Below are 24,245 nucleotides of genomic sequence, written 5' to 3'. Positions count from 1 at the left end.
CCATCGGGCCGGTCCGCGTCATCGCGCACATCGGGAAGGACGGCGTCCGCGTCGAGCTGCTCGGCGCGACCGACCAGGCGCGCGACGCCCTGCGCGCCGCGCTGCCCGACCTGCGGCGCGACCTCGTGGCCGCGGGGCTGCCCGGCGACCTCGGCCTCGGCGCGCGCACGCAGGACGGCGGCCAGGGCGGACGCCCGGGCCTCGCCGGTCACCTGGGCCAGGGCGAGCAGCAGGGCACCGGCACGGGCGACGGGCGCCGCACGCCGTCGTCGGCCGGCACGCCGAGCGCCACCGCGGCCGAGGCCGCAGCACCCACCGACCACCGACCGACCGCTCGCGGTCTCGACCTCGTCGTCTGAGAGGACCTCATGGACATCCCGATCACCGGTGCCGCGACCGCACCGTCGGCCGCCGCGGGCACGAGCGTGCACGCGACCGCCACCGCCTCGACCGCCAAGAAGGAGATGGACCAGGAGGTCTTCCTGGCGCTCCTCGTCGCCCAGCTGCGCAACCAGGACCCGACGTCGCCCATGGACACGACCGAGATGATGGCCCAGTCCACGCAGCTCGCCTCGATGGAGCAGCTGTCCGCGATGGCCGAGACCTCGCGCGAGAGCTTCAGCCTGCAGATGCGGATCGCCGCGGGCGGCATGGTCGGCCAGCAGATCGGCTACGTCGCCGCCGACGGCACGCCCCGCACCGGCGTCGTCGAGTCCGTCTCGTTCGCCGGCCCCGTGCCGATGATCACCGTCGACGGGCAGCAGGTGCCCCTCGACGGCGTGACGCTCGTGCGTGCCGCCTCGGCGGCCACCCCGGCCGGCACCGTGCCCGCTCCGGCCGCGCCCGCCACCACCCCGACCAGCGGCTCCGCCGCGACCCAGACCTCCGCCGACGCGTCGGCCACCCCGGCCGCCTGAGGCCTCCTCACCACTCGAAGGGAACTCCCATGCTCCGCTCGCTCTTCTCCGGCATCAGCGGCCTCCGGGCCCACCAGACCATGCTCGACGTGACCGGCAACAACATCGCCAACGTCAACACGACCGGCTTCAAGGCGTCGCAGGCCCAGTTCCAGGACACGCTGTCCCAGGTGCTCACCAACGCCGGTGGCCCCCAGCAGGGCGTGAGCGGTGGCACCAACCCGGCGCAGGTCGGCCTCGGCGTGCGCGTCGCGGGCATCACGACGAACTTCCAGCAGGGCGCGGCCCAGCTCACCAACCGCTCGACGGACATGATGATCTCGGGCGACGGCTTCTTCGTCGTGAAGAAGGGCGCCGAGCAGTTCTTCTCGCGCGCCGGTGCCTTCGACTTCGACGCGACGGGCCAGCTCGTCACGCCCGACGGCGGCCTCGTCCAGGGCTGGGCGGCCGCCCCCGACGGCAGCATCGACGTCAACGGCCCGCTGGTCGACATCCGCCTGCCCATCGCGACGCTCATGGGCGCGGCGGCGACCGAGGGCGCGACGTTCGAGGGCAACCTGCCGTCCGACGCGGCCGTCGGGACCGTGCTCAACCGCCAGATCGAGGTCCACGCGGAGGACGGCACGTCGGCGTCGCTCAACCTGGCCTTCACGCGCACGGCCACGGGCTGGGGCGTCGCCGCGACCCGCGACGGCGTCGCGGTCGGCACCCCCGCCGAGGTCACGTTCAGCGCGGCCGGCGTGCTCACGGCCGGCGGCACGTTCGACGCCGGTGACGTCGAGGTCGACCTCAGCACCCTCACCGGCTACGCGGGCCTGACGACCGTCGAGGCCGCGAGCCAGGACGGCCGCTCCGCCGGCACGCTCCAGTCGTTCATGATCAACGCCGACGGCACGCTGCTCGGCTCATTCAGCAACGGCCTCAAGCAGCCGCTCGGCCGCGTGTCGCTCGCGACGTTCACCAACCCCGCGGGTCTCGAGAAGGCCGGCGGCTCGCTCTACCGGACCACGGTCAACTCGGGCGACCCGCAGGTCGGCGCCGCGGGCACCGGCGGTCGTGGCGAGCTCTCGGGCGGCACGCTCGAGATGTCGAACGTCGACCTCTCGGCCGAGTTCACGAGCCTGATCATCGCCCAGCGCGGCTTCCAGGCGAACAGCCGCGTCATCACGACGTCGGACGAGCTGCTCCAGGAGCTCGTGAACCTCAAGCGCTGACGCGCGCGGCAGGCCCGAGCACCGGGCCGTGCGGCGCATGTGACTGATGGTCCCGATGGGGCCGGTGGGAATCCCACCGGCCCCATCGGCGACTCCAGCACCGTGCGCCGCGCATCTCGGTGGAGAGGGGCGTCGGCCGGGAGGGGAGGGTACGCGGCACGTCGACCTCGCGCGCCGAGCGCGCACGCTCAGCGGGTGGCGCAGGTCTCACGACGGCGGCGCGGGAGGTGTCGGTCCCGCCTCAGACGCGGACCCGGCCGGCCGATGGGTACGGCGACCTGCTCGACGACTGGAGAACCGTGATCAGCAACCGGACCAAGGCGCGCCTCGGCGTCGCCATCCCCGTGGTGGCGCTCGTCGTCGTCTGCGTGCTCGCGCACTCGACCACCTCGCGCGCCGCGGGCCAGATCGCCGCGGGCGACCCGGCCGCGGCAGCCGCGACGCTCGACTCGCTCGGGTGGCTCGTGTGGATCGGGCCGCTCGTCGCGATCCCGTCCGTGGTGTTCGCCGTGTGGGCCCAGATCAGCATCACGCGCCCGCTCAAGCGCACGGGCGCCTTCCTCGGCCAGGTGCACTCGGGCGACCTCAGCGGCCGGCTCGAGAACCTCGGCGACGACGAGCTCGGCCTCATGGGCAACGCGCTCAACGGCACCGTCGACTGGATGGCGTCGACGGTCCACGGGCTGCGCACCAACGCCACCGTGCTCCAGGAGGCCGCCGACGAGCTGGCCCGCGTGAGCGGGTCCATGCACGGGGCGGCCGACGCCACGGCCGGCGAGCTCGACGCCGTCGACGCGACCGCGCGCGGCGTCACCGCCGACGCGCAGACGGTCGCCGCGGGCGCGGGCGAGATGCGCCAGGCGATCGACGAGATCTCCCGGAACGCCGCGCAGGCGGCAACGATCGCCGCCGACGCCGTGACCGCCGCCTCGGCCGCGCACGGCACCGTCGGCCGCCTCGGGGAGGCCAGCGCCGAGATCGGCCAGGTCATCAAGCTCATCACCTCGATCGCCGAGCAGACCAACCTCCTCGCGCTCAACGCGACGATCGAGGCGGCCCGCGCGGGCGAGGCCGGCAAGGGCTTCGCCGTCGTCGCCGGCGAGGTCAAGGAGCTCGCGCAGGAGACCGCGCGCGCCACCGAGCAGATCACCGTCCAGATCGGCGCGATCCAGGACCGCACCCACCAGGCCGTCGGCGAGCTCGCGACGGTCACGGAGGTCATCCGGACCATCGCCGAGTACCAGACCAGCATCTCCGCCGCCGTCGAGCAGCAGTCCGCGACGACGGCGCAGATGTCGCACGCCGTCGCGGGCGCCGCGGGCGGGTCCGCCGACATCGCGGGCTCCATCGGCTCGGTGCGCACGGCCGCACGCGAGGCGCAGGAGGGCGCGCGTCACACGGACCTCGCCGCGCAGCAGATGCGCGAGCTGTCCGCCGAGCTGTTCTCGCTGGTCTCGACGATCAAGGTCTGACCGCAGCTCGACCGCACCGCACGCGCACCGCGTCGCGCGCACAGCACGTACCCCGACCGCACCACCGTCACCCGCACAACGCCTCACATCGGGCCAGACCGGCCGATGGGACAGGTGCAGGGCTCATGGACGGGCCCCGAGGCAGCACCAGGGATGGATAGCCATGATCGTCGTCACGCGTCTCAACGGACCGCGCTTCGCGGTGAACCCCGACCTGCTCCAGCGCGTCGAGAGCACGCCGGACACGATCCTCACGCTCATCGACGGCACCAAGTACATCGTCACGGAGTCGCTCGAGGAGATCACCGAGCTCGTCGTCCGGTACCGCGCCCGCGTGGCCGCCGCGACGCTCGACTACTCGCGTGAGAGCGACGAGCTGGCTCCCGTCACCGAGCTGCGGCAGCAGCCGCGGTCGCTGACCGCCGTCCCGGAGGCCGACTGATGGATCCGGCAACCCTGGCAGGGATCGCCTTCGCGTTCGCGATGGTGATCCTCTCCATCTTCCTCGAGGGCTCGAGCCCCATGTCGGTGGTCCTGCCGGCCCCGATGATCCTGGTCATCGGCGGCACGATCGGTGCGGGCCTCGCCTCGACGACGATGCAGGACTTCCTGCACGCGTTCAAGACGCTCAAGGGCTGGCTGACCTTCAAGCGCCCGGACCTCGACGCGACCGTCGAGGTCGTCGTCGGCCTCGCCGACCGCGCGCGGCGCGAGGGCCTCCTCTCGCTCGAGGACGCCGCCCGCACGGTCGAGAACCCCTTCCTGCGCTCGGGCCTCCAGTCGGCGATCGACGGCACGGACCCGGACGACCTCCGCGAGATGCTCGAGGACCGGATCGCGAGCAAGCGCGCCCAGGACAAGAGCACCGCCAAGGTCTTCAACAACATGGGCGGCTACGCGCCGACCATCGGCATCATCGGCACCGTCGTCTCGCTCGTGCACGTGCTCGAGAACCTCTCGAACCCCGACGAGCTCGGCGACATGATCGCGGCGGCGTTCGTCGCGACCCTGTGGGGCCTGCTCTCGGCCAACCTCATGTGGCTGCCGCTCGGCGCCCGCGTGGGACGGGCCTCGGAGCTCGAGATCGCCCACATGGAGCTCGCCGTCGAAGGCCTGCTGGCGATCCAGTCCGGCGCCAACCCGCGCCTCGTCGGCCAGCGCCTGCGCAGCCTCATGCCGCCCGGCTCCGAGCCGGCCGCGGACCCGAAGGCCGCGGGCAAGAAGGCCGCGGCGTGAGCGCCGGGCACGGCTCGGGCGGGCACTCGGGCGGCCGACGTCGCTCGAAGGCCGCGCACGAGGAGGAGCACGAGAACCACGAGCGGTGGGCCGTGAGCTACGCCGACATGATGACCGTCCTCGTGGGCCTGTTCATCGTGCTCTACGCCATGAGCCAGGTGGACCAGGTCAAGTTCGAGCAGCTGCGCCAGTCCCTCGCCGCCGGGTTCGGTGCACCCGCACCCGTCATGCTCGAGGGCAGCAGCGGCACGCTCACCGGCGTCGAGACCTTCCAGATCACGCCGGACCTGCTCGCGGAGGCGGCCATCGAGGTCGAGCCGATCGAGGGCCCGTCGCGCGAGGTCACCGAGGCCGAGCAGCGCGCCGAGGCGGCGAGCACCGAGTACCAGCGGCTCGACGCGATCGCGCAGCAGATCTCCGCCGCCCTCACGCCCGTCGGCCTCGCGGACCGCGTGCGGTTCCGCGTCACCGAGCGCGGCCTCGTGATCGGCATGGTGGCCGACGACGTCTTCTTCAGCGCCGCGAGCGCCGAGCTGACGGACACCGCCAAGCGGATCGTCGACACGACCGCACCCGTCCTCGCGGGCCTGCCCGACGAGATCTCGGTCGAGGGCCACACGAACTCCATCCCGGTCTCCGGTCGCTACGCGACCAACTGGGAGCTCTCCTCGGACCGCGCGACCCAGGTGCTCCGCCGCCTGGTCGAGGTCGGTGGCGTGGCGCCCCAGCGGATCGCCGCCGTCGGCTTCGGCGAGGCCCGCCCGATCACCGATCCCGGCGTCGACCCGCTCGAGGCCAACCGCCGCGTGGACCTCGTCGTCCTCAGCTCCGTCCCGGAGGACGTCCGCGCCCTCCTCCCGTCCCTCGCCGAAGCACACCAGGGGTGAGCATGCCCACCGAACAGCGCATCATCGCGTCCAAGCCGACCATCGGCGCCTCGGGGAAGTCCCCGGCCGCCGCACCGGCGGCGGAGGAGCCCGAGGGCGAGGCCAAGGGCGGGAAGAAGAAGAAGCTCGTCGTCGTCCTCCTCGCGCTCCTGCTCGTCGGGGGCGGCGCCGGCTGGTGGTTCCTCATGGGACCCGGGGCCGCGTCGGGCGAGGAGGTCGTCGCCGAGGAGCCCGCACCCGAGCCGGGCGAGGTCGTCACGGTCGAGGCCGTGAGCATCAACCTCGCGGGTGGCCACTACCTGCGCCTGGGCATCGCCCTGCAGCTCACCGCCGAGGTGCACGGCGAGGTCTCGTCCGCGCACGCGCTCGACCTCGCGATCGCCCTGTTCTCGGGCCGCACGGTCGAGGAGGTCTCCTCCGCGGAGGGCCGCGCGGCCCTCAAGGAGGAGCTGCGCCACCAGCTCGCCGAGGCGTACCACGGGGAGGTGATGGACGTGTACCTGACGGACTACGTCACGCAGTGAGCCGCGAGGCCCACGCCGCGACGACGTAGGACGAGCAGCACCCGCACGACCAGCAGCACCCAGCACCACCTGCACGACCAGCACCACCTGCACGACCAGCACGACCCGTACGACGAGCACGACCAGCACGGAGCCGGCACGGAAGCCGGTGCACTCGCGGCGCCATGGAGGGCGCCACCTCACCCCGGTGACCGCGGAGCGGTGACCGGGGGCACGACCCGCCGACGGGCGACACGCCGAGAGCTCACGCGTCCCTGCGCGGATCCCTCATCACCCCAGTACCACGGCCGATGGGGCACGCGTGACGGTCCAGGAAGCAGCAACCAGCCCCGCGCGCCGCGCGTCGGGAGCGCCGACCCGCGCCCCCGAGCTCTACGACTTCCGTCGCCCGATGACGCTCGCCCGCGAGCACGGCCGTGTGCTCGAGATGGGCTTCGAGACGTACGGGCGCCAGTGGAGCACCCTGCTCACGTCGCGCCTGCGCGCCGTCGCCCAGGCCACGCTCGTCTCGGTGCAGCTCATGTCGTACGACGACTACGTGCGGCCGCTGCCGGCGCCCACGGCGATGATCCTGTGCACGGTCGAGCAGGGCCGGTCCACCGCGCTCGTGCAGCTCCCGATGGACACCGCGATGCTCTGGGTCGACTACCTGCTCGGCGGCCCGGGCATCGTGCTCGACGACCTCGAGCGCGAGCTCACCGACATCGAGTGGCGCCTCGTGCGCGACCTCGTGCAGCTCTCGCTGGGCGACCTCACCTACGCCTTCACGTCCGTGGCGCCGATCGACGCCGCCGTGAAGTCGGTGCAGTACAGCCCGCAGTTCGTGCAGGCCGCCGCCGCGTCCGCACCCGTGCTGGTCGCGACCTTCGAGATGGTCGCCGGCGAGCACACGAGCACCGCGTCGATCATGCTCCCCGCCGACCTCCTCCTCGGGCCCCTGCGCGACGGCGACGGCACGGTCCGTCGCTCGTCGGACGAGGTCCGCGAGCACGAGGCCGCCGTCGGGCGCCTCGCGGCCCAGGTGCAGGAGGTGCCGGTCGGCGTCTCGGTGCGCCTCGCGCCCGTCACCGTGACCCCCGCCCGCCTGGAGAACCTCCAGGTCGGCGACCTGATCCCGCTGACGCACCGCGTCGGCACCCCGATGGACGTCGTCGTCGACGACGTCGTCATGGCCCGCGCCGCCCTCGGGAGCAACGGCTCCCGCCTCGCCTGCCTGGTCGTCACCTCCGAGGAGAGCACCCGATGACGTCTCTGCCCGCCAGCCTGCCCGTGAGCGTCGCGACGCTCGACCGGCACGACGCCGACGTCCTCGCGACCGCGCACACGGTCGCGACCGAGCTCGCGCGCCTCCTGCCCTCGACCGCGACGCTCGAGGTCGCCGTCCACGAGCCCGCGAACGGTCCCGCGCCGTCGGCGCCCGCCGTGCGCGCGTCGTTCGTCGGCGGCACGAGCGCCGAGCTCGTCGTCGTCGCCGACGCGGCCGTCGCGGACGCGCTCGCCGGTGCCGGTGCCGGCGTGTCCCTCGCGGACGCGCTCCGCCCGGCGCTCGAGGGCGCCGTCGCGGTGCTCGGCCCGGGCGTGCTCGAGCAGGCCACGACCGGTCCGCTCGGCTCCGACCTGGACGACGACGGCCTCGTCGTCTTCGCCCTCTCCGGCCCCACCGGCCCCCAGGCGTGGTGCGGCATCCGCCTCCGCCCGACCGGCGCCGGCGCGAGCGCGTCCTCGGTGCACGCCCCGCAGGTCCCGCAGCAGCGGGGCTCGACCCCGGCGCCGCGTGACCGCGAGGCGACGATGCGCCTGCTCCAGCACGTCGAGATGACGCTCACGGCCGAGATCGGCCGCACGCGGCTGCCCGTCCGCCAGGTGCTCGAGCTCGTGCCCGGCACGGTGCTCGAGCTCGACCGCGAGGCCGGCGCCCCCGCCGACGTGATGGTCAACGGCCGGCTCGTCGCGCGCGGCGAGGTCGTCGTCGTCGACGAGCACTACGGCATCCGCGTCACCGAGATCGTCTCGACGGAGCAGGGCGCCTGACATGGACTCCTCGACCCTCGTGCTCGGCCTGCGCGTGCTCCTCGCGCTCGCCTGCGTGCTGGGCGTGCTCTGGTTCCTCGGCCGCAGGGCCGCGGGCACCGGCACGGTCAAGCGCTCGCGGCAGGCCGCGCTGAGCGTGGTCGCCAAGCAGTCGCTCGGCGGCCGCACGGGCGTGGCCCTCGTCGAGATCGGCGGGCGGCGCCTGCTCCTCGGCGTCAGCGAGCACGGCGTGAACCTCCTCACCGAGGTCGAGCCGGCGCCGGCCGAGGAGGAGGGCGTGCGCGAGCGCATCGCGCTCGACCCGGCCGAGCTCGAGGCCGTCGTCGCCGACACCGTCGTGCCCGACGACCTGCGGGACGTGACGCCCGACGTCGCCCAGCCCGTCACCCAGTCCTCATCCACCCCCGCGGCACGGATGCCCGCGGTCCCCACGCCCCGCAACCCCCTCGAGGGATCGATCCTGGACGCCGCGACGTGGCGCCAGGCGGTGGTTGCGGTGCAGGAACGGACCATCCGTCGTTGAGCCACACCCTCGCCACGCGGGCTGAGCCCGCCGTGACGGGTCCGACCGGGCGCGCGCGCCTCGTCGCCGTCGCCCTCGCGCTGCTCGTGATGGCGGTCCTCGCGATCGCCCTCGCCGACGGTGCGCACGCCGCCCCGGCACCGCCCCTCGACCCGGCCGCACCGGTCGCACCGACCGACCCCGCCGACGGCCCCACCATCTCGCTCGACATCAACGGCATCGACGGCACGCCGGACAGCTCGATCGTCGTCCTGCTGACGATCACGCTGCTCTCGGTCGCCCCGTCGCTGCTGCTCATGATGACGAGCTTCACGAAGATCTTCGTGGTCCTCGCCCTCACCCGGAACGCGCTCGGCCTCACCGGCGTCCCGCCGAACCAGGTCCTCGCCGGCCTCGCGCTCTTCCTCAGCCTGTTCATCATGGCCCCGGTGCTCGGCGACGTGAACGACGTCGGCGTCCAGCCCTACCTCGACGGCACGCTGACCTTCTCGCAGGCGCTCGACGCCGCGACCGCCCCGCTGCGCGAGTTCATGCTCGGGCAGACGCGTCAGGAGGACCTCGCGCTCGTGACCCGGGCGGCCGACCAGGTCAACCCCGAGTCGCCCGAGACGGTGCCGATGAGCACCCTCGTGCCCGCGTTCATGCTCTCGGAGCTGCGCTCCGCGTTCATCATCGGCTTCGTCGTGTTCGTGCCCTTCCTGGTCATCGACCTCGTGGTCTCGGCGTCGCTCATGTCGATGGGCATGATGATGCTGCCGCCCGTCATGGTGTCGCTCCCCTTCAAGCTCCTCCTCTTCGTCCTCGTCGACGGCTGGGGCCTCATCATCACGGCGCTCGTCGGGAGCTACTCATGAACCCGAACGAGGTCCTCGACATCGGCATGCAGGCGCTCATCCTGGCCGGGAAGCTCTGCGCACCCGTGCTGGTCACCGCGCTCGTCGTCGGCTTCGCGGTGTCGCTCCTGCAGTCGATCACGCAGATCCAGGAGGTCACGCTCAGCTTCGTGCCGAAGGCGCTCGCCGTCGCCGTCGCGCTGCTGGTCGCCGGCCACTGGATGATCTCCGAGACGGTCGCGTTCACCCACCAGATCTTCGAGCGCATCCCGTCGCTCCTCGGGGGCTGACCCGTGGGCCTGACCCTGCCCCTCGCGTCGCTCGAGGTCGTCATGCTCGCGGGCGTGCGCATCGCGGCGTTCCTGCTGATCGCGCCGCCCTTCTCGCACCGCGCGATCCCGGGTCAGGTCAAGGCCATGCTCGCCGTCGGGCTCGGCATGCTCGCAGCCCCGCGCGCGACCGAGGCGGCCGGGCCCGGGCTCGGCACGTCGATCGCGTCCGGCACCGCGCAGTTCATCGGTGACGTGCTGCTCCAGGTCCTCATCGGCTCGGCGCTCGGCTTCCTCGTGATGCTCGTGTTCTCAGCGGTCCAGGCGGCGGGCAACATGCTCGACCTCTTCGGCGGCTTCCAGCTCGCGGCCGCGTTCGACCCGATGAGCATGAGCAACGGCGCGCAGTTCGCGCGGCTCTACCAGCTCACGGCGATCGTGCTGCTGTTCGCGTCCGACGCCTACCAGGTCGTCATCGGCGGCCTCGTGCGCAGCTTCGACGCCCTGCCGCTCGGCACGCCGCTCGACCTCGCCGTGATGGCGGAGACGGTGACCACCGGCGTCACGGGCATGTTCCTCGCCGCCCTCCAGGTCGCCGGGCCGCTCATCGCGGTGCTGTTCCTGGCCGACGTCGGGCTCGGCCTGCTCACGCGTGTGGCGCCCGCGCTCAACGCCTTCGCCCTCGGCTTCCCGCTCAAGATCCTGCTGACGGTGCTCCTGGGCGTGACCGCGTACCTCGCCCTCCCGCAGGTGGTCGCGGCCCTCACGGACACCGCGCTGACCGACGTCGGGAGGGTCGCGCGATGAGCGGCGGCGAGGACAAGACCGAGAAGGCCACACCGAAGCGGATGAAGGAGCTGCGCCGCGACGGCGCGCTCCAGCGCTCGCAGGACGTCTCGGCGTGGCTCGGCATCGGCGTCGGCGCGCTCATGCTGCCCGTCGTGCTGCAGTCCGGGTCGGGCGCCGCCGTGGACCAGCTCTCGCTGGTCCGCGAGGTCGTCGCGAACCCGACGCCCGAGCTCGCGGTGAACGCGCTCTGGGACGGCATGGGGTCGGTGCTGCGCACGCTCGCGCCGATGCTGGGCGTCGTCGTGCTCGCCGCGGTCGTGGCCTCGGCCATGCAGGGCGGCATCCACATCTCGGCCAAGAAGCTCAAGCCGTCGTTCAAGCAGTTCAACCTCGCGAAGGGCCTGAAGAACACCTTCGGCCCGCAGGCCGGGTGGAACGGTGCGAAGGCCGCGCTCAAGACGGCGGCGATCGGCATCGTGCTGTGGACCGTGGTGCAGGGCTTCGTCCCCCTCATGCTGGGCTCGGGCACGCACTCGCTCTCGCAGATCCTCGGCGCGGCGGGCGGCGGCGTCGCCGACGTCATCCGCACGGCGGTCATCGCCGGCCTCGTCCTGGCCGCCCTCGACGTCATCGTGGTCATGCGGCGCAACCGCAAGCAGACCCGGATGAGCAAGAAGGAGATCAAGGACGAGAACAAGCAGGCCGAGGGCGACCCGCAGCTCAAGGGCGCGATCCGCTCCAAGCAGATCGCGATGAGCCGCAACCGCATGATCGCGGAGGTCGCCACGGCCGACGTCGTCCTCGTGAACCCGACGCACGTCGCCGTCGCGCTGCGCTACGAACCGGGTAAGGGCGCGCCGCGCGTCGTCGCCAAGGGCGCGGGCCACGTCGCGGCGCGCATCCGCGCGGTCGCGGGCGACAAGCGCGTCCCCATGGTCGAGGACATCCCGCTCGCCCGTGCGCTGCACGGCGCGTGCGAGCTCAACCAGGAGGTGCCCGCGCACCTCTTCGTCGCCGTCGCGAAGGTCCTCGCCTTCGTCATGGCGCTGCGGCGCCGCGGCGCGGCCGCCGGCACCCACCGGGCCCCTGGCGGGCCGTCGCGCCTGGAGGCGGCATGAACGTCACGACCCACCTGACCACCATCACCACCACCGAGGGAGACCACCGATGAAGGGCAAGCAGCTCATGACGCTGGGCGTGCCGGTCGGCGTCGTCGGCATCGTCCTGCTCCTCGTGGTGCCGCTGCCGGCAGCGCTGCTCGACGTGCTCATCGTCCTGAACATCACGATCTCGCTCGTCGTGCTGCTGACCAGCATGTACGTCAAGCGGCCGCTCGACTTCTCGGTGTTCCCGTCGATGCTGCTCGTGCTGACGCTGTTCCGGCTGGGCCTCAACGTGGCCTCGACGCGCCTCGTGCTGCGCGACGGCTACGCGGGTCAGGTCATCGACGCGTTCGGGCACTTCGTCGTCGGCGGCTCGCTCGTCATCGGCCTCGTGATCTTCCTCATCCTCGTCGTCATCCAGTTCGCGGTGATCACCAACGGTGCGGGCCGCGTCGCCGAGGTCGGCGCGCGGTTCACGCTCGACGCGATGCCCGGCAAGCAGATGGCGATCGACGCCGACCTCAACGCGGGCCTCATCGACGAGGACACGGCACGCCAGCGCCGCGCCGACATCGCCGCCGAGGCCGACTTCTACGGCGCGATGGACGGTGGCTCGAAGTTCGTCAAGGGCGACGCCATCGCGGGCATCATCATCACCGTCATCAACCTGCTCGGCGGGTTCGCGATCGGCATGATGCAGATGGGCATGTCCGCGGGCGAGTCGCTCGAGCGGTTCAGCCTCCTGACCATCGGTGACGGCCTCGTCACGCAGATCCCCGCGCTGCTCATGTCGGTCTCGACGGGTCTCATCGTGACCCGCGCGACGGCGTCGGAGGACATGGGCACGGCCGCCGCCGGCCAGCTCATGCAGTCGCGCTCGGCGCTGCAGATCTCGGGTGCCGCGGCGATCGCGCTCGCGCTCATCCCGGGGCTCCCCAAGCTGCCGTTCGTGCTCGTCGGCTCGCTGCTCCTGGTCGCGGCGTGGCGGATCAAGACGTCCGACGCCGCCGAGGCCCAGGCAGCGCTCGCCGAGAGTGCCACCGACCCGGCGCGTCCCGCGCAGGCGGACACGCCCGAGGCGCTCATCGAGCAGATGCGCGTGCACGCCATCGAGATCCTGCTCGCGCCCGACCTGGTCGACATGGTCGGCTCGGGCACGGACCAGGACCTGCTCGCCCGCGTGCGGGGCCTGCGCCGCAAGGTCGCGATGGAGCTCGGCTTCGTCGTGCCGCCCGTGCGCACGCGGGACTCGGTCGACCTCCCGCGCTCGACCTACGTCGTCCGCATCGCGGGTGTCGAGGTCGGCCGGGGCGAGGCGCCCGGCGGGCGGCTGCTCGCGCTCGGCGACAACCTCGAGGGCGTGGGCGGCACGGCCGTCGTCGAGCCCGTGTTCGGCCTGCCCGGCAAGTGGATCCCGACCGAGCTGCGGCACGCGGCCGAGATGGTCGGCGCGACCGTCGTCGACCGGGTGTCCGTGCTCATCACGCACCTCGGCGCCATCATCGACGCCAACGCGGCCCGGCTGCTCTCGCGTGAGGACGTCCGCGTGCTCACCGAGGGCGTCAAGCAGGTCAACCCCTCCGTCGTCGACGAGCTGGTCCCCGGGCTGCTCACGCTCGGCGAGGTGCAGCGCGTGCTCCAGGGCCTGCTCTCCGAGCAGGTCGCGATCCGCGACCTGTCCCGCATCTACGAGGGCCTGACGCTGCGCGCGAAGGTCAGCACCGAGCCGGAGACGCTCGTCGAGGCGGCGCGCGGTGCGCTCGGCCCGGCGCTCGCCGCGCCGTACGCGCACGACGGGGTCCTGCGCGTCGTGACGCTCGACCCGACGCTCGAGCAGGCGCTCGTCGAGTCGATCCGTCCCGGCGAGGGCGGGTCCCACCTGCTCATCGACCCGAACCGCCTCGAGCGCCTGCTGGCCGACCTGCGCGGCGTCGTCGCGCAGGGCGAGGCGAGCGGTCGCGAGTCCGTCGTCGTGTGCGCCCCCACCCTCCGACCTGCCCTGCGCCGTACGGTGGCGCTGGCGCTCCCCCGCCTCGCGGTGCTCTCCTACAGCGAGGTGACCGGGGCGGGCCTGCAGATCGAGACCGTGGGGGTGGTCAGGGATGCCCACGCGATTGCTGCTTGACGGTGAGGACCTGCGCTCGCTGATGCTGCGCGTCAAGGCCGAGATGGGGCCGGGCGCGCGCATCGTCAAGGCCGAGCGCATCCGCACGGGCGGCATCGGCGGGTTCTTCGCCAAGGAGCACTACGAGCTCACGGTCGAGGTGCCCGACCCGGTGCACCCCGGGCGCCGCATCCAGGAGCGCAACGCGTCCGCAGGCACGACGTCGGCCCCGGTCGGCATCGAGGCGCTGCTCGCGGCCGCCGACGCCGCCGAGGACGCGGACGCGACGTCGGCCGTGACCGCGCCGGGGGCCAGCGGTGGTGCTCCGGCCGTGCCCGGGACCTCGGGCTCGGCCGTCGCCGGCGCCGACGCCGTCGCTGCGGCCGCCGCCGCGGCGCGCGCGCAGCAGGTCCCGGCGGCGCCCGAGACGCCGGAGATCTCGACGACCGGCCCGACGTTCGCCGAGGTGCTCGAGTCGCTCGGCCAGCTCGTGGGTGACGACGTGCAGCTCACCTCCGCGGGCACCGCGCACGGCGGGACGGACGTCGAGGTCACCGAGGTCGAGGTCACGGACGTCGAGGTCACGGACGTCGAGGTCACGGATGTCGGGTTCACCGACGTCGAGCCGGCCGGCACCGAGGTGGCGCGGCTCGAGCCGGGCGCCGCGGGCTCGGCCGCCCCGACCGACGCCGACCCGCACGGCGCGACCGTCGGCGCCCTGCTCGAGCTCGGGCTGCCCACGTCGCTGCTCGCGGGTCTGGGGGACCTGCGGGCGGCCGTCCCGCTGTCGACGCTGGTCCGCCGCTTCCCGCCCGCCCCCGTGCTGCGACTCGACACGGGCGTCATCGCCGTCGTCGGCGAGCCTGCCGCGGCGCTGCGCACCGCGATGCAGATGGCCTACCGCGCGGGCATCGACCCGCACGACGTCGTCCTCGCCGGGGACATGGACGCGGTGCCCGGCCACGGCCGGCGCATCCAGACGACCGTCGCGGCCGCCCGGCTGCGCGGCCGGGCCGGCGACGGCGCGACGCTCGTCGCGGTCGGCGTCGACGCGTCCGGCCGTCCGGCCGCGGCCGAGCTCCTCGAGGCGCTGGCACCGGACCAGTGCTGGGCCGTCGTCGACGCGTCGCGGCGGGTCGCGGAGACCCGGCGGTGGCTGCGCGAGGTCGGTGTGCGCCGCGGGTTCGACGCGGTAGCGGCCATGGGCAGCTTCGAGGCGCAGTCGCCCGGCTCCGTGCTCAACGTGGGCGTCCCGGTCGGCTGGGTGGACGGCCTGCCGGCCTCGCCCGTGGTCTGGGCGGCCGTCCTGAGCGAGCGGCTCGCGGAGGACGCGCGCTGGGACTGAGGCCGCTCGGCCGGTTCCGACGCCGGAGAGCGACTACTCTCGCTGCATGCTCGTCCTGAGTCGCCGCGTCGGCGAACGCCTGGTGATCGGCGACGACATCGTCATCACCATCATCGATGTGCGCAGCGACGGCGTACGGATCGGCATCGACGCCCCCCGCCACGTCCGTGTGAACCGCGCCGAGGTGCTCGAGGCGGTCACCAACGCGAACCTCGAGGCCGCACGCTCGGCCGACGACGCCGCCGAGGAGGCCCTCAAGGCCCTCCGGCCGCCCAAGCCCCCGGCCGAGTAGCCCCCGAGCGCACCGCCGCGCGCGTTCGGTCGCCGCGCGGTCAGCCCCGGCCCACCCGCCTCACGGCGCTCGGGTCCCCACCCGTCTCACGGCGCTCCCCCCCGAGCCGCGTCTCCTGTGTAGGAGTCCGTACCGCGGAGCCGATTCTCCACGCCGACGTCCATTCCGACGTGGGATCCGCGGTGCCGACCTCCGCACGGTGCCGACCTCCGCACGGTGCCGGCGTGAGCGCGACGGCGCCGCTCAGCGCAGCACGACCTCGCCGTCGGCCAGGCCGACGATCGCCCGGACCCGCTCGCCCTCCTCCGCGACCTGGTCGCGCTCGCGCGGCGTCAGGGGACGCTGCGGGTGCACGACGACGTCGCCGTCCGCGAGCTCCCAGGTGGCGGCCACGAAGCCGTCGACCAGCACGGTCGCGTGCACCATCGAGTAGCCGGGCATCACGGTGCGCCGCACCTCCTCGGGCAGGATCCGCGTCCGGTCCCGGTGCCCGAGCACCGCGTTGTCGAACGCCGCCACGAACCGGACCGGCGCGGGCGCGTCCTCGTCGGCGAGGACCGCGTCGGGCAGGTCGAACAGCTCGGCGCCGTCCGGGCCCCGCAGCACGCGGAGCTCGCCGCGCATCTCGGCGAGCAGCGGCGCGAGCCGGGTCAGACCGGACCACGCCTGGACGTCCATGACCCCCGCGGGCCCGTAGGCGGCGAGGTAGCGCCGCACGAGGCGACGCACGTCGGGCTGCGCCATGGGCCGGCCGAGCCACGCCTCGGCGCGCGCGACCTCGATGCCGCGCCGGCTCCACCACGAGCCCCACGCCGACGTGCGCGGGCCGTGCACCACGGGCACGGCCGACTCGACGGCCGCGGCGAGGACCGCGGCCTTGCGGCCCGGGAAGCGCGCGACGAGCGCGGCGCCCACGTCGCGCCGTGGCACGAGCCCGTCGCCCAGGGCGTCGAGCGCCGCGTCGACGAGCTCCTCGGGCGCGATGCCGGCCGTCTGCTCGGCGTAGTAGGGGCTGCGGGTCAGGCGTTCGAGGACGGGGTGGATCGTCGGGCGGACCCACACGTAGTCGTCCCCGCGCAGCAGGTGCTGCGTGCCGCGCAGCAGCGGTGAGCGCACGAGCACGCGGTCCTCGACCGCCCGCTCGAGGTCCGCGGCGCTGAGGCCCTCGACCCTCGACGCGAGCCCGACGATCGCCCAGTTCGGCTCCTGCGCCTGCACCGCCAGGAGCTGCCCGACGACGTCCTCCACGGCCGCCGAGACCCGCGCGTCCAGGTGCTGCCGGGCGAGGAAGGTCCGGTTCAGCACCCGCAGCGAGACGACGTCGACCATGGTCCCCACGCTAGGCCGCGCCCCCGACAGCCCCACCAGACGCCCGCGCCCCGTGCCGCCGCCGACGACGCCCCGCGCGGAGCCGGGACACCTTGCCGCTGCCGACGACGCCCCGCGCGGAGCCGGGACACCTTGCCGCTGCCGACGACGCCCCGCGCGGAGCCGGGACACCCCCGCCGCTGCCGCCGACGCCCCGCGCGGAGCCGGGGCACCCCGGTCGGAGACTTCGTCACACATGGCGATACCAGGTCTCCGACGACCGTGCCGGCCGACTGCCCGCACCTCGCAGGTGCCGCCGCCGATCCGAGGGGGCCGGCTCGGGGAAGGGTTACGGCCGCTATCCGTGCGCAACCCTTCCCCCTTCCCGCTTCCCGCTTCCCGCTTCCCGCTGCGCGCTGGGCGACCGCGCGGGGCGACGTCGGCCGCGACGTCGCGCCGGCGACCTCACCCGGTCACCTCGGGCCGGATCCTCACATCCGCGAGGGGTGCGCCGATCAGGCAACCGTGAGGCGGACGGATCCGTCTCCCGCAGAGCCACGGAGGGCGTAGTGGAGGACCTGGACGAGATCGTCCACGAGTTCCTGGTCGAGTCGCACGAGAACCTCGACCAGCTGGACTCCGACCTGGTCGCGCTCGAGGCGGCGCCCGGGTCCCGGGAGCTGCTGAGCAGCATCTTCCGGACGATCCACACGATCAAAGGGACGAGCGGGTTCCTGGCCTTCAGTGCGCTCGAGAGCGTGACGCACGCGGGCGAGAACCTGCTCGTCGAGCTGCGTGACGGTCTGCGCTCCACGGACCAGGCCACCACCGACGTGCTGCTCGAGATGGTCGACGTCGTCCGCGACATCCTCCGCCGCATCGAGGCCGAGAAGAGCGAGGGTGACGTCGACGTCGCGCCCGTCGTCGCGCGCATCCAGGCCGTCCTGGACGGCACGGCGACCGCCGCCGCACAGCCCACCAGGGAGATCACCGAGATCGCCGACGCCGCCGACGTCGCCGGGACCGCAGACATCGCGGCCGCCACCGACACGGCCGACACCGCCGACACGGCCGACGCCACGCAGGCGCCCGGAGGGGCCGTCGTGCCCGCGCAGCGCACCGCACCCCCGGCGACCGCCGAGAAGGGCGCCGTCCGCCCGGCGTCGGCCGACCCGCACGACGAGGCCGCAGCGGCCGACCCGGTCGAGGAGGCCGCCATCGTGACCCCCGAAGCACCCGCGCCGGCCGCCGAGACGGCCCGCCCGCGCTCGCGCACCATCCGCGCCAAGAAGCCCGCCGCGGCGAAGGCACCCGTGGCCTCGGCCGAGACGCCGTCGGCCACCGCGCCGAGCACCGCGCCGTCGAGCACTACCCCGTCGAGCACAGCGCCGTCGGCCGACACGACCGCGACGCCGGCGCCCGCAGCGACCGTGCAGCCCACGACGCAGCCCGACTCCCAGACCGCGACCTCGCCTGCACCCGAGCCCGCCCGCCCGGCCGCGCCCGCCGCAGGCGCGAAGGCCGGCCGCCGCAACGGCGAGGACAGCGACACGACGGCCACGCGCTCGGCGACGGACGGCTCGATCCGGGTCGACGTCGAGCTCCTCGACGCGCTCATGCGTCAGGTCGGCGAGCTCGTCCTCGCCCGCAACGCCATCTCGCGCCTCGCGGGCGCCACGGACGACGTCGAGCTCGTGCGCGCCTCCCAGCGCCTGAGCCTCATCGCGTCGGAGCTGCAGGAGGGCGTGATGAAGACGCGCATGCAGCCCATCGAGCACGTGTGGTCCAAGGTGCCCCGGATGGTCCGCGACCTCGCGGCCGCGTGCGACAAGCAGGTGCGCCTCGAGATGATCGGTGGCGACACCGAGCTCGACCGCAGCCTCCTCGAGGCGATCAAGGACCCGCTGACCCACCTCATCCGCAACGCCGTCGACCACGGCATCGAGCCCGCGGACCGACGCCTCGCGGCCGGCAAGCCCGCGCAGGGCGTGCTGTCGCTGCGCGCCTCGCACTCGGGCGGCCAGGTCGTCGTGGACATCGTCGACGACGGTCACGGGATCGACGTCGACAAGGTGGCCGCCAAGGCCGTCGAGCGCGGCCTGCGCACGGCCGAGCAGGTCGCCCTCATGGCGCCCGCCGACCTCCTCCAGCTGCTCTTCCTGCCCGGCTTCTCGACCGCCGACGCCGTCACGAACGTGTCGGGCCGCGGTGTGGGCATGGACGTCGTCCGCACGCGGATCGAGGCGATCGGCGGCACCGTCGACGTCGAGTCCGAGCTGGGTCGCGGCACCACCTGGCGCCTGCGGATCCCGCTGACGCTCGCGATCATGCCCGCGCTCACCGTCGCGTGCGACGGCGAGCTGTACGCGATCCCGCAGGTCAGCCTCCTCGAGCTGGTCGCGCTCGACGCGCAGACCTCGGGCGCCGTCGAGTACGTGCGCTCGGCGCCCGTCTACCGCCTGCGCGGCGAGCTGCTCCCGCTCGTCGAGCTCCGCGAGGTCTTCGGCGCCGACGTGCCCGCCGACCGCGCCGGGGCCGTCATCGCCGTCCTCGAGGCGGACAGCCGCCGGTTCGGCCTGCTCGTCGACCGCGTGCTCAACACCGAGGAGATCGTCGTCAAGCCGCTCTCCGGCCGGCTCAAGGCGATCGGCCTCTACGCCGGCGCGACGCTGCTGGGCGACGGCCGCGTCTCGCTCATCCTCGACATCCAGGCGATCGGGCGTCGCGCCATGGCCGGCGACCGCGGCGAGATCGAGCGCTCGCGCTCGGCCGAGGACCGTGCCGCGCTGCGCGAGACCGTCCAGGTGCTCGTCGCCGGCATCGGCGACGGCCGGCGGGTCGCGATCCCGCTCGCCTCCGTCACGCGGCTCGAGAAGCTGCCGGCCTCGCTGCTCGAGCACGTCGGTGGCCGCGAGGTGCTCCAGTACCGCGGCTCCATCACGCCCGTCGTCCGGCTCGACCGGATGCTCGGCAGCCTCACGCAGGACAAGGACGAGCTCACGGTCGTCGTGTCCTCGCGACGCGGCCGGAGCGTGGCGATCGTCGTCGACCAGATCGTCGACATCGTCGACGACGACGTCACGGTGCACAGCGACCTGGGCGACCTGGGCCTCGTCGGCTCGACGGTCCTCAAGGACCGCGTCACCGAGCTGCTCGACGTGCGGTCGGCCGTCGCCGCCGCCGACCCCCTGTTCTACGCCGACGGGCCGGACGCCCCCGACGACGACTTCGCCGACGAGCTCGAGCAGCTCGTCCTCGCAGGAGGCACCCGATGAGCCGCCAGCTCGCCACCTTCGTCCTCGCCGGCGCGCACTACGCCGTCGACGTGGTCCACGTGCAGGAGGCGCTGCGGTCCCAGCCGCGGACCGCCGTCCCGCTCGCGCCCTCCGGCGTCGCCGGGCTCGTCAACCTCCGCGGCCAGGTGGTCCTCACGGTCGACCTCCGCGTCGCGCTGGGCCTGCCGCCGCTGGCGCGCGACGCCGAGCCGATGATGGTCGTGGTCACGGTCGACGGTGAGCCGATCAGCCTGCTCGTCGACGAGATCGGTGACGTCCTGGACGTCGACGACGACCGCTTCGAGGCGCCGCCCGACACGCTCGGCCCCGAGCTCCGCGACCTCATCCTCGGCGCCTACAAGCTCGACGACCGCCTCCTGCTGGCGCTCGACGTCGACCGCGCCGTCGCCGCCTGACACACACCCCCCGAGCAACCGCTCATGAAGGAGCACGAGATGTCCACCACGACCCAGCGACCCGCCGCGCCGAAGGCGCAGGCCGGGAGCGTCGCTGCCGTGCCGACCCAGCGGACCGCCTCCGCACGCCCCGCGGGGTCGAAGCCGACCGCGGCGCCCGGCGCGTCCGGCACCTCCGCCGCGACGCCGTCGCGCCGTCGTCGGCTGCTCGCCGACCGCGGCGTCATGGCGAAGATCCTCGGCACGCTCGGCGTCATGGCGACGACCGCGGTCGCGGGCGCCGTGGTGAGCAGCGTCAACCTCCAGGGCGTGGCGGCCGACACCGAGATGCTCGCCGAGATCCAGGCGACCACGGTCATGGACCTCGCGATCGTGCACCAGGAGGAGATCAAGGCGCGCATGCTCATCGCGCAGGTCGCCGGGGCGGCCACGGACGAGCAGCGCGAGCAGTGGGCCGCGAAGATCGTGGAGACCGACGCGGACATCCAGGCGCCCATCGACCGCCTCACGGCCGCCATCGGCGACCTCGAGCCCCGGTGGGGCTCGTTCGTCGAGAACTGGGAGGCGTGGAAGGACGTCCGCGACACCCAGCTCCTGCCGGCCGCCATGGCCGAGGACCGCGAGCGCGTCGAGGAGCGTCGGCTGGCGTCGGGCCAGCCCCTGATCGACGCCTTCGTCGAGGACCTCGAGGCCGTCGAGGCGGGCGCGACCGCGTACGTCGGAGAGATCGCCGACGCCGCCGCGGCCGAGGCGGCCCAGGCCAAGATCGTGACGTTCCTCGTGGTCGGCGTGGGCCTGCTCCTGTCGACGGCGCTCGGCGTCGTCACGGCGCGCAGCATCCGCCGCTCGCTCGGCGAGGTCGAGGGCGCGCTCGACGCGATGGCTTCGGGCGACCTCACGGTCGAGGCGAGCGTCGACAGCGCGGACGAGATCGGCCGGATGGCCGCCGCCCTGCGCACCGCACAGGCCAGCCTGCGCGGCACGCTCTCCCAGGTCGCCGAGGCGTCCGGCACGATGGCCGCCGCGAGCGAGGAGATGTCCGCCGCCGGTGCGCAGGTCGCCGCCGGCTCGGAGGAGACGAGCGTCCAGGCCGGCGTCGTCGCCGCCGCGGCCGAGCAGGTCTCGCGCAACGTCCAGGCCGTCGCCGCCGGCGCCGAGCAGATGGGCGCCTCGATCCGCGAGATCGCCCAGAACGCGACGGAGGCCGCCAAGGTCGCCGCGCGTGCCACCGACGTCGCGCAGACGACGACGACCTCGGTCGCCAAGCTGGGCACGTCGTCGCAGGAGATCGGCAACGTCGTCAAGGTCATCACGTCGATCGCCGAGCAGACGAACCTGCTCGCGCTCAACGCCACGATCGAGGCGGCGCGCGCCGGCGAGGCGGGCAAGGGGTTCGCGGTCGTCGCCGGCGAGGTCAAGGACCTCGCGCAGGAGACGGCGCGGGCGACCGAGGACATCGCACGGCGTGTCGACGCGATCCAGACCGACACGACCACGGCCGTCGCGGCGATCAGCGAGATCTCGCAGATCATCGCCTCGATCAACGACTACCAGCTGACGATCGCGAGCGCGGTCGAGGAGCAGACGGCGACCACGAACGAGATGAGCCGCGGCGTCGCCGAGGCCGCGACCGGCTCGAGCGAGATCGCCGTCAACATCACGGGTGTGGCGTCGGCCGCGCAGTCCTCGACGGAGGTGCTCGGCCAGGTCCAGACCTCGATCGCCGAGCTCGCCGAGATGGCCGCCGACCTGCGCACCCGCGTGGGGGCGTTCACCTACTGACGGTCACCCCGGTGCGGCGGCGCAGGTCGCCGCACCGGGGCGTCGTCGTCCCGCCAGTCGCCGTCGGGCACCGCCGCCCGACCGTCCGAGGAGCCCGCACCGATGCGCGTACCGCCCCTGTCAGCCCTCGTCCGTCGCGGTCCCCGCACGCCCGCGGGCGCGCGCACCGGCGAGCGCAGCGAGGAGCATCGCCGCGGGCTCGCGTGGTACGCGGACCGCTCCCTGCGGACCCGGATCCTCGTGCTCGTGGGCATCGCCCTCGCCTCGTCGGTCGCGGTCGGTGCGAGCGCGGTCGCAGGCATGCAGCAGGTGGCCGACGGCACCGCCGACCTCGCGACGCTGCAGGAGGAGGTCGCCGCACCGCTGAGCCGGCTGCGCGAGAACCAGGCCGAGGCCGTGACGATCCTCGCCCAGATCGCGGCGCACGAGCTGCCGGGCACCAAGCAGCCCTTCCTCAACCGGCTGACGACCAACGACGAGCAGATCGCGGCCGACGTCGCGGCGATCGACGCGAGCGGCGTCGAGCTCGCCGACTGGGACGCGTTCGTCGACGCGCAGCGTCGGTGGACCCAGGTGCGCGACGAGGAGGTCCTCCAGGCCGCCCTCGACGACGACCGCGGCGAGTACACGCGTCTGCTCGGCGGCCGCCTCGAGCCCATCACCATCGAGTACGCGCGCTACCTCGACGCCGCCACGGGCGACGTCACGGCCATGATGGACGAGGCGGCCGACGGCGCGTCCGCGCAGGCAGCGGACGCACGCACCACGACCTTCCTGCGGATCGGCGTCGCCCTCGTCGTCCTCGTCGTGCTGGGCCTGCTCACGGCCGAGCAGGTCCGGCGCTCCGTCGGCCGCGTGCGCCGCTCGCTCGAGGCCATGGCCGACGGCGACCTCACGGTCACGGCCGACGTCGCGAGCCACGACGAGATCGGCGAGATGGCGCGCGCGCTCGCGACGGCCCAGGAGGCGATGCGCGCGACGCTCGCGCAGGTGGCCGAGGCCTCGCTGACGCTCGCCGAGGCGAGCGAGGAGATGTCGGCGGCGGGCGCGCAGGTGACGTCGTCGTCCGAGGAGACGGCCGCCCAGGCCGGCGTCGTCGCCGCCGCGGCCGAGCAGGTGAGCCGGAACGTCCAGGCCGTCGCGGGCGGCACGCAGGAGATGGGCGCCTCGATCCGGGAGATCGCGCAGAACGCGGCGGAGGCCGCGCAGGTCGCCGAGCGCGCCGCCGAGCGCACGCGCACCACGGCCGCGGCCGTGAGCGCGCTGGGCACGAGCGCCGAGGAGATCGGCTCGGTGATCCGGGTCATCACCGGCATCGCGGAGCAGACGAACCTGCTCGCGCTCAACGCGACCATCGAGGCCGCGCGCGCGGGCGACGCGGGCCGCGGGTTCGCCGTCGTCGCGGGCGAGGTCAAGGAGCTCGCGCGCGAGTCGGCGCGTGCGGCCGAGGACATCGCGGCGCGGATCAGCGCCAACCAGGCCATGACGGCGTCGGCGGTCGAGGCGATCGGTGAGATCACCGGCGTCATCGGCAGGATCAGCGACTACCAGACGACGATCGCGTCGGCGGTCGAGGAGCAGCACGCGACGGCGAGCGAGATGAGCCGCGGGGTCGCGGAGGCCGCGACCGGCTCGGGTGAGATCGCCGTCAACATCACGGGCGTCGCGACGGCGTCCGCGGGCTCGAGCCACGTCCTGACCCAGCTCCAGGTCTCCGTCGCCGAGCTGGCCCGCATGGCCGCCGAGCTCCGCACCCGCGTCGCCGCCTTCACCTACTGAGGCCTTCACCTGCTGACGCCCACGCCTGTGAGGCGTCCGGCGTGGTGCGCCGGACGTGAGGCGTCCGGCGTGATGCGGAGCACACAGTCCCGCGCTCCACAGGCCGCCGCCGGTGCCGATGGGAGGGCGGGCCCAGGAGGGGCCGG

The 24,245-nt window shown here is 73.8% G+C and carries 23 protein-coding genes; 22 read left to right on the top strand and 1 reads right to left on the bottom strand.

Annotated elements, in window-relative coordinates:
- The 18 genes from ICW40_RS10185 to csrA all read left to right on the top strand — a co-directional run.
- Positions 1-359, top strand: a 359-nt coding sequence (locus ICW40_RS10185; protein ID WP_221653707.1) for a hypothetical protein, incomplete at its 5' end; no start/stop codon positions are given.
- Between the two features lie 9 nt (positions 360-368).
- Positions 369-917 carry a flagellar hook assembly protein FlgD gene (locus tag ICW40_RS10180; protein WP_221653706.1) on the top strand — a complete coding sequence of 183 codons (549 nt, stop codon included), beginning with the start codon at positions 369-371 and terminating at the stop codon, positions 915-917.
- A gap of 29 nt (positions 918-946) precedes the next feature.
- The gene (locus tag ICW40_RS10175) at positions 947-2,131 is read left to right on the top strand and encodes a flagellar hook protein FlgE (RefSeq protein ID WP_221653705.1); all 1,185 of its coding nucleotides are present in this window, start codon (positions 947-949) and stop codon (positions 2,129-2,131) included.
- 299 nt (positions 2,132-2,430) lie between these two features.
- Positions 2,431-3,603, top strand: a complete 1,173-nt coding sequence (locus ICW40_RS21535) for a methyl-accepting chemotaxis protein (RefSeq protein ID WP_221653704.1) — start codon at positions 2,431-2,433, stop codon at positions 3,601-3,603.
- 163 nt (positions 3,604-3,766) lie between these two features.
- Complete coding sequence (locus tag ICW40_RS10165; RefSeq protein WP_221653703.1) at positions 3,767-4,045, top strand: flagellar FlbD family protein; 279 nt, start codon at positions 3,767-3,769, stop codon at positions 4,043-4,045.
- Entirely contained in the window at positions 4,045-4,839 is a 795-nt protein-coding gene (locus ICW40_RS10160) for a motility protein A (RefSeq protein WP_221653702.1), read from the top strand. The genes ICW40_RS10165 and ICW40_RS10160 overlap by 1 nt, the downstream gene beginning before the upstream one ends.
- Entirely contained in the window at positions 4,836-5,726 is an 891-nt protein-coding gene (locus ICW40_RS10155; RefSeq protein ID WP_221653701.1) for a flagellar motor protein MotB, read from the top strand. Before ICW40_RS10160 ends, ICW40_RS10155 begins: the two co-directional genes overlap by 4 nt.
- Before the next feature lie 2 nt (positions 5,727-5,728).
- Positions 5,729-6,250 (top strand): flagellar basal body-associated FliL family protein, encoded by a 522-nt coding sequence (locus ICW40_RS10150; RefSeq protein WP_221653700.1) that lies wholly within the window; start codon positions 5,729-5,731, stop codon positions 6,248-6,250.
- Positions 6,251-6,551: 301 nt separating this feature from the next.
- Positions 6,552-7,496 carry a flagellar motor switch protein FliM gene (locus ICW40_RS21530; protein ID WP_308121734.1) on the top strand — a complete coding sequence of 315 codons (945 nt, stop codon included), beginning with the start codon at positions 6,552-6,554 and terminating at the stop codon, positions 7,494-7,496.
- Positions 7,493-8,281, top strand: a complete 789-nt coding sequence (gene fliN, locus ICW40_RS10140) for a flagellar motor switch protein FliN (protein WP_221653699.1) — start codon at positions 7,493-7,495, stop codon at positions 8,279-8,281. Before ICW40_RS21530 ends, fliN begins: the two co-directional genes overlap by 4 nt.
- A 1-nt stretch (position 8,282) precedes the next feature.
- Complete coding sequence (fliO, locus tag ICW40_RS10135) at positions 8,283-8,804, top strand: flagellar biosynthetic protein FliO (protein ID WP_221653698.1); 522 nt, start codon at positions 8,283-8,285, stop codon at positions 8,802-8,804.
- Positions 8,801-9,658 carry a flagellar type III secretion system pore protein FliP gene (gene fliP, locus ICW40_RS10130; protein WP_374199143.1) on the top strand — a complete coding sequence of 286 codons (858 nt, stop codon included), beginning with the start codon at positions 8,801-8,803 and terminating at the stop codon, positions 9,656-9,658. Before fliO ends, fliP begins: the two co-directional genes overlap by 4 nt.
- Positions 9,655-9,927 (top strand): flagellar biosynthesis protein FliQ, encoded by a 273-nt coding sequence (gene fliQ, locus ICW40_RS10125; RefSeq protein WP_221653697.1) that lies wholly within the window; start codon positions 9,655-9,657, stop codon positions 9,925-9,927. Before fliP ends, fliQ begins: the two co-directional genes overlap by 4 nt.
- 3 nt (positions 9,928-9,930) lie before the next feature.
- Positions 9,931-10,713 carry a flagellar biosynthetic protein FliR gene (locus tag ICW40_RS10120; RefSeq protein WP_308121733.1) on the top strand — a complete coding sequence of 261 codons (783 nt, stop codon included), beginning with the start codon at positions 9,931-9,933 and terminating at the stop codon, positions 10,711-10,713.
- Entirely contained in the window at positions 10,710-11,813 is a 1,104-nt protein-coding gene (locus ICW40_RS10115; protein ID WP_221653696.1) for an EscU/YscU/HrcU family type III secretion system export apparatus switch protein, read from the top strand. The genes ICW40_RS10120 and ICW40_RS10115 overlap by 4 nt, the downstream gene beginning before the upstream one ends.
- Positions 11,814-11,862: 49 nt before the next feature.
- On the top strand, positions 11,863-13,923 hold the full coding sequence (locus ICW40_RS10110) for a flagellar biosynthesis protein FlhA (RefSeq protein ID WP_221653695.1): 2,061 nt from the start codon (positions 11,863-11,865) through the stop codon (positions 13,921-13,923).
- On the top strand, positions 13,901-15,247 hold the full coding sequence (locus ICW40_RS10105; protein WP_221653694.1) for a hypothetical protein: 1,347 nt from the start codon (positions 13,901-13,903) through the stop codon (positions 15,245-15,247). Before ICW40_RS10110 ends, ICW40_RS10105 begins: the two co-directional genes overlap by 23 nt.
- A 46-nt stretch (positions 15,248-15,293) precedes the next feature.
- Positions 15,294-15,539: a carbon storage regulator CsrA gene (gene csrA, locus ICW40_RS10100; protein WP_221653693.1), complete on the top strand. Its 246-nt coding sequence runs from the start codon at positions 15,294-15,296 to the stop codon at positions 15,537-15,539.
- Between the two features lie 243 nt (positions 15,540-15,782).
- On the opposite strand, the gene ICW40_RS10095 is transcribed toward csrA, so the two are convergent.
- Positions 15,783-16,868: a winged helix DNA-binding domain-containing protein gene (locus tag ICW40_RS10095; RefSeq protein WP_221653692.1), complete on the bottom strand. Its 1,086-nt coding sequence runs from the start codon at positions 16,866-16,868 to the stop codon at positions 15,783-15,785.
- A gap of 548 nt (positions 16,869-17,416) precedes the next feature.
- Here ICW40_RS10095 and ICW40_RS10090 point away from each other — a divergent pair.
- The 4 genes from ICW40_RS10090 (at position 17,417) to ICW40_RS10075 (ending at position 24,099) form a co-directional block, all read left to right on the top strand.
- Positions 17,417-20,122, top strand: a complete 2,706-nt coding sequence (locus tag ICW40_RS10090; protein ID WP_221653691.1) for a chemotaxis protein CheA — start codon at positions 17,417-17,419, stop codon at positions 20,120-20,122.
- Positions 20,119-20,538 carry a chemotaxis protein CheW gene (locus ICW40_RS10085; RefSeq protein WP_221653690.1) on the top strand — a complete coding sequence of 140 codons (420 nt, stop codon included), beginning with the start codon at positions 20,119-20,121 and terminating at the stop codon, positions 20,536-20,538. The genes ICW40_RS10090 and ICW40_RS10085 overlap by 4 nt, the downstream gene beginning before the upstream one ends.
- Before the next feature lie 39 nt (positions 20,539-20,577).
- Positions 20,578-22,320, top strand: coding sequence for a methyl-accepting chemotaxis protein (locus ICW40_RS10080; protein WP_260459045.1), 1,743 nt, complete (start codon positions 20,578-20,580; stop codon positions 22,318-22,320).
- Between the two features lie 102 nt (positions 22,321-22,422).
- Positions 22,423-24,099, top strand: coding sequence for a methyl-accepting chemotaxis protein (locus tag ICW40_RS10075; protein ID WP_221653689.1), 1,677 nt, complete (start codon positions 22,423-22,425; stop codon positions 24,097-24,099).
- Positions 24,100-24,245 lie beyond the last annotated feature (146 nt).

The sequence above is a fragment of the Actinotalea ferrariae genome (assembly GCF_019733465.1).
In the GTDB taxonomy this organism is placed as follows: Bacteria; Actinomycetota; Actinomycetes; order Actinomycetales; family Cellulomonadaceae; genus Actinotalea; species Actinotalea ferrariae_A.
Note: the sequence above shows the minus strand (reverse complement) of the source record. Positions and strands in the feature narration are given on the sequence as shown.

Coding starts and splice junctions, on each gene's coding strand:
- ICW40_RS10180 (WP_221653706.1), top strand. CDS start 369: ATGGACATCCCGATCACCGGTGCCGCGACCGCACCGTCGGCCGCCGCG.
- ICW40_RS10175 (WP_221653705.1), top strand. CDS start 947: ATGCTCCGCTCGCTCTTCTCCGGCATCAGCGGCCTCCGGGCCCACCAG.
- ICW40_RS10165 (WP_221653703.1), top strand. CDS start 3,767: ATGATCGTCGTCACGCGTCTCAACGGACCGCGCTTCGCGGTGAACCCC.
- ICW40_RS10160 (WP_221653702.1), top strand. CDS start 4,045: ATGGATCCGGCAACCCTGGCAGGGATCGCCTTCGCGTTCGCGATGGTG.
- ICW40_RS10150 (WP_221653700.1), top strand. CDS start 5,729: ATGCCCACCGAACAGCGCATCATCGCGTCCAAGCCGACCATCGGCGCC.
- fliN (WP_221653699.1), top strand. CDS start 7,493: ATGACGTCTCTGCCCGCCAGCCTGCCCGTGAGCGTCGCGACGCTCGAC.
- fliO (WP_221653698.1), top strand. CDS start 8,283: ATGGACTCCTCGACCCTCGTGCTCGGCCTGCGCGTGCTCCTCGCGCTC.
- fliQ (WP_221653697.1), top strand. CDS start 9,655: ATGAACCCGAACGAGGTCCTCGACATCGGCATGCAGGCGCTCATCCTG.
- ICW40_RS10115 (WP_221653696.1), top strand. CDS start 10,710: ATGAGCGGCGGCGAGGACAAGACCGAGAAGGCCACACCGAAGCGGATG.
- ICW40_RS10110 (WP_221653695.1), top strand. CDS start 11,863: ATGAAGGGCAAGCAGCTCATGACGCTGGGCGTGCCGGTCGGCGTCGTC.
- ICW40_RS10105 (WP_221653694.1), top strand. CDS start 13,901: ATGCCCACGCGATTGCTGCTTGACGGTGAGGACCTGCGCTCGCTGATG.
- csrA (WP_221653693.1), top strand. CDS start 15,294: ATGCTCGTCCTGAGTCGCCGCGTCGGCGAACGCCTGGTGATCGGCGAC.
- ICW40_RS10095 (WP_221653692.1), bottom strand. CDS start 16,868: ATGGTCGACGTCGTCTCGCTGCGGGTGCTGAACCGGACCTTCCTCGCC.
- ICW40_RS10085 (WP_221653690.1), top strand. CDS start 20,119: ATGAGCCGCCAGCTCGCCACCTTCGTCCTCGCCGGCGCGCACTACGCC.
- ICW40_RS10080 (WP_260459045.1), top strand. CDS start 20,578: ATGTCCACCACGACCCAGCGACCCGCCGCGCCGAAGGCGCAGGCCGGG.
- ICW40_RS10075 (WP_221653689.1), top strand. CDS start 22,423: ATGCGCGTACCGCCCCTGTCAGCCCTCGTCCGTCGCGGTCCCCGCACG.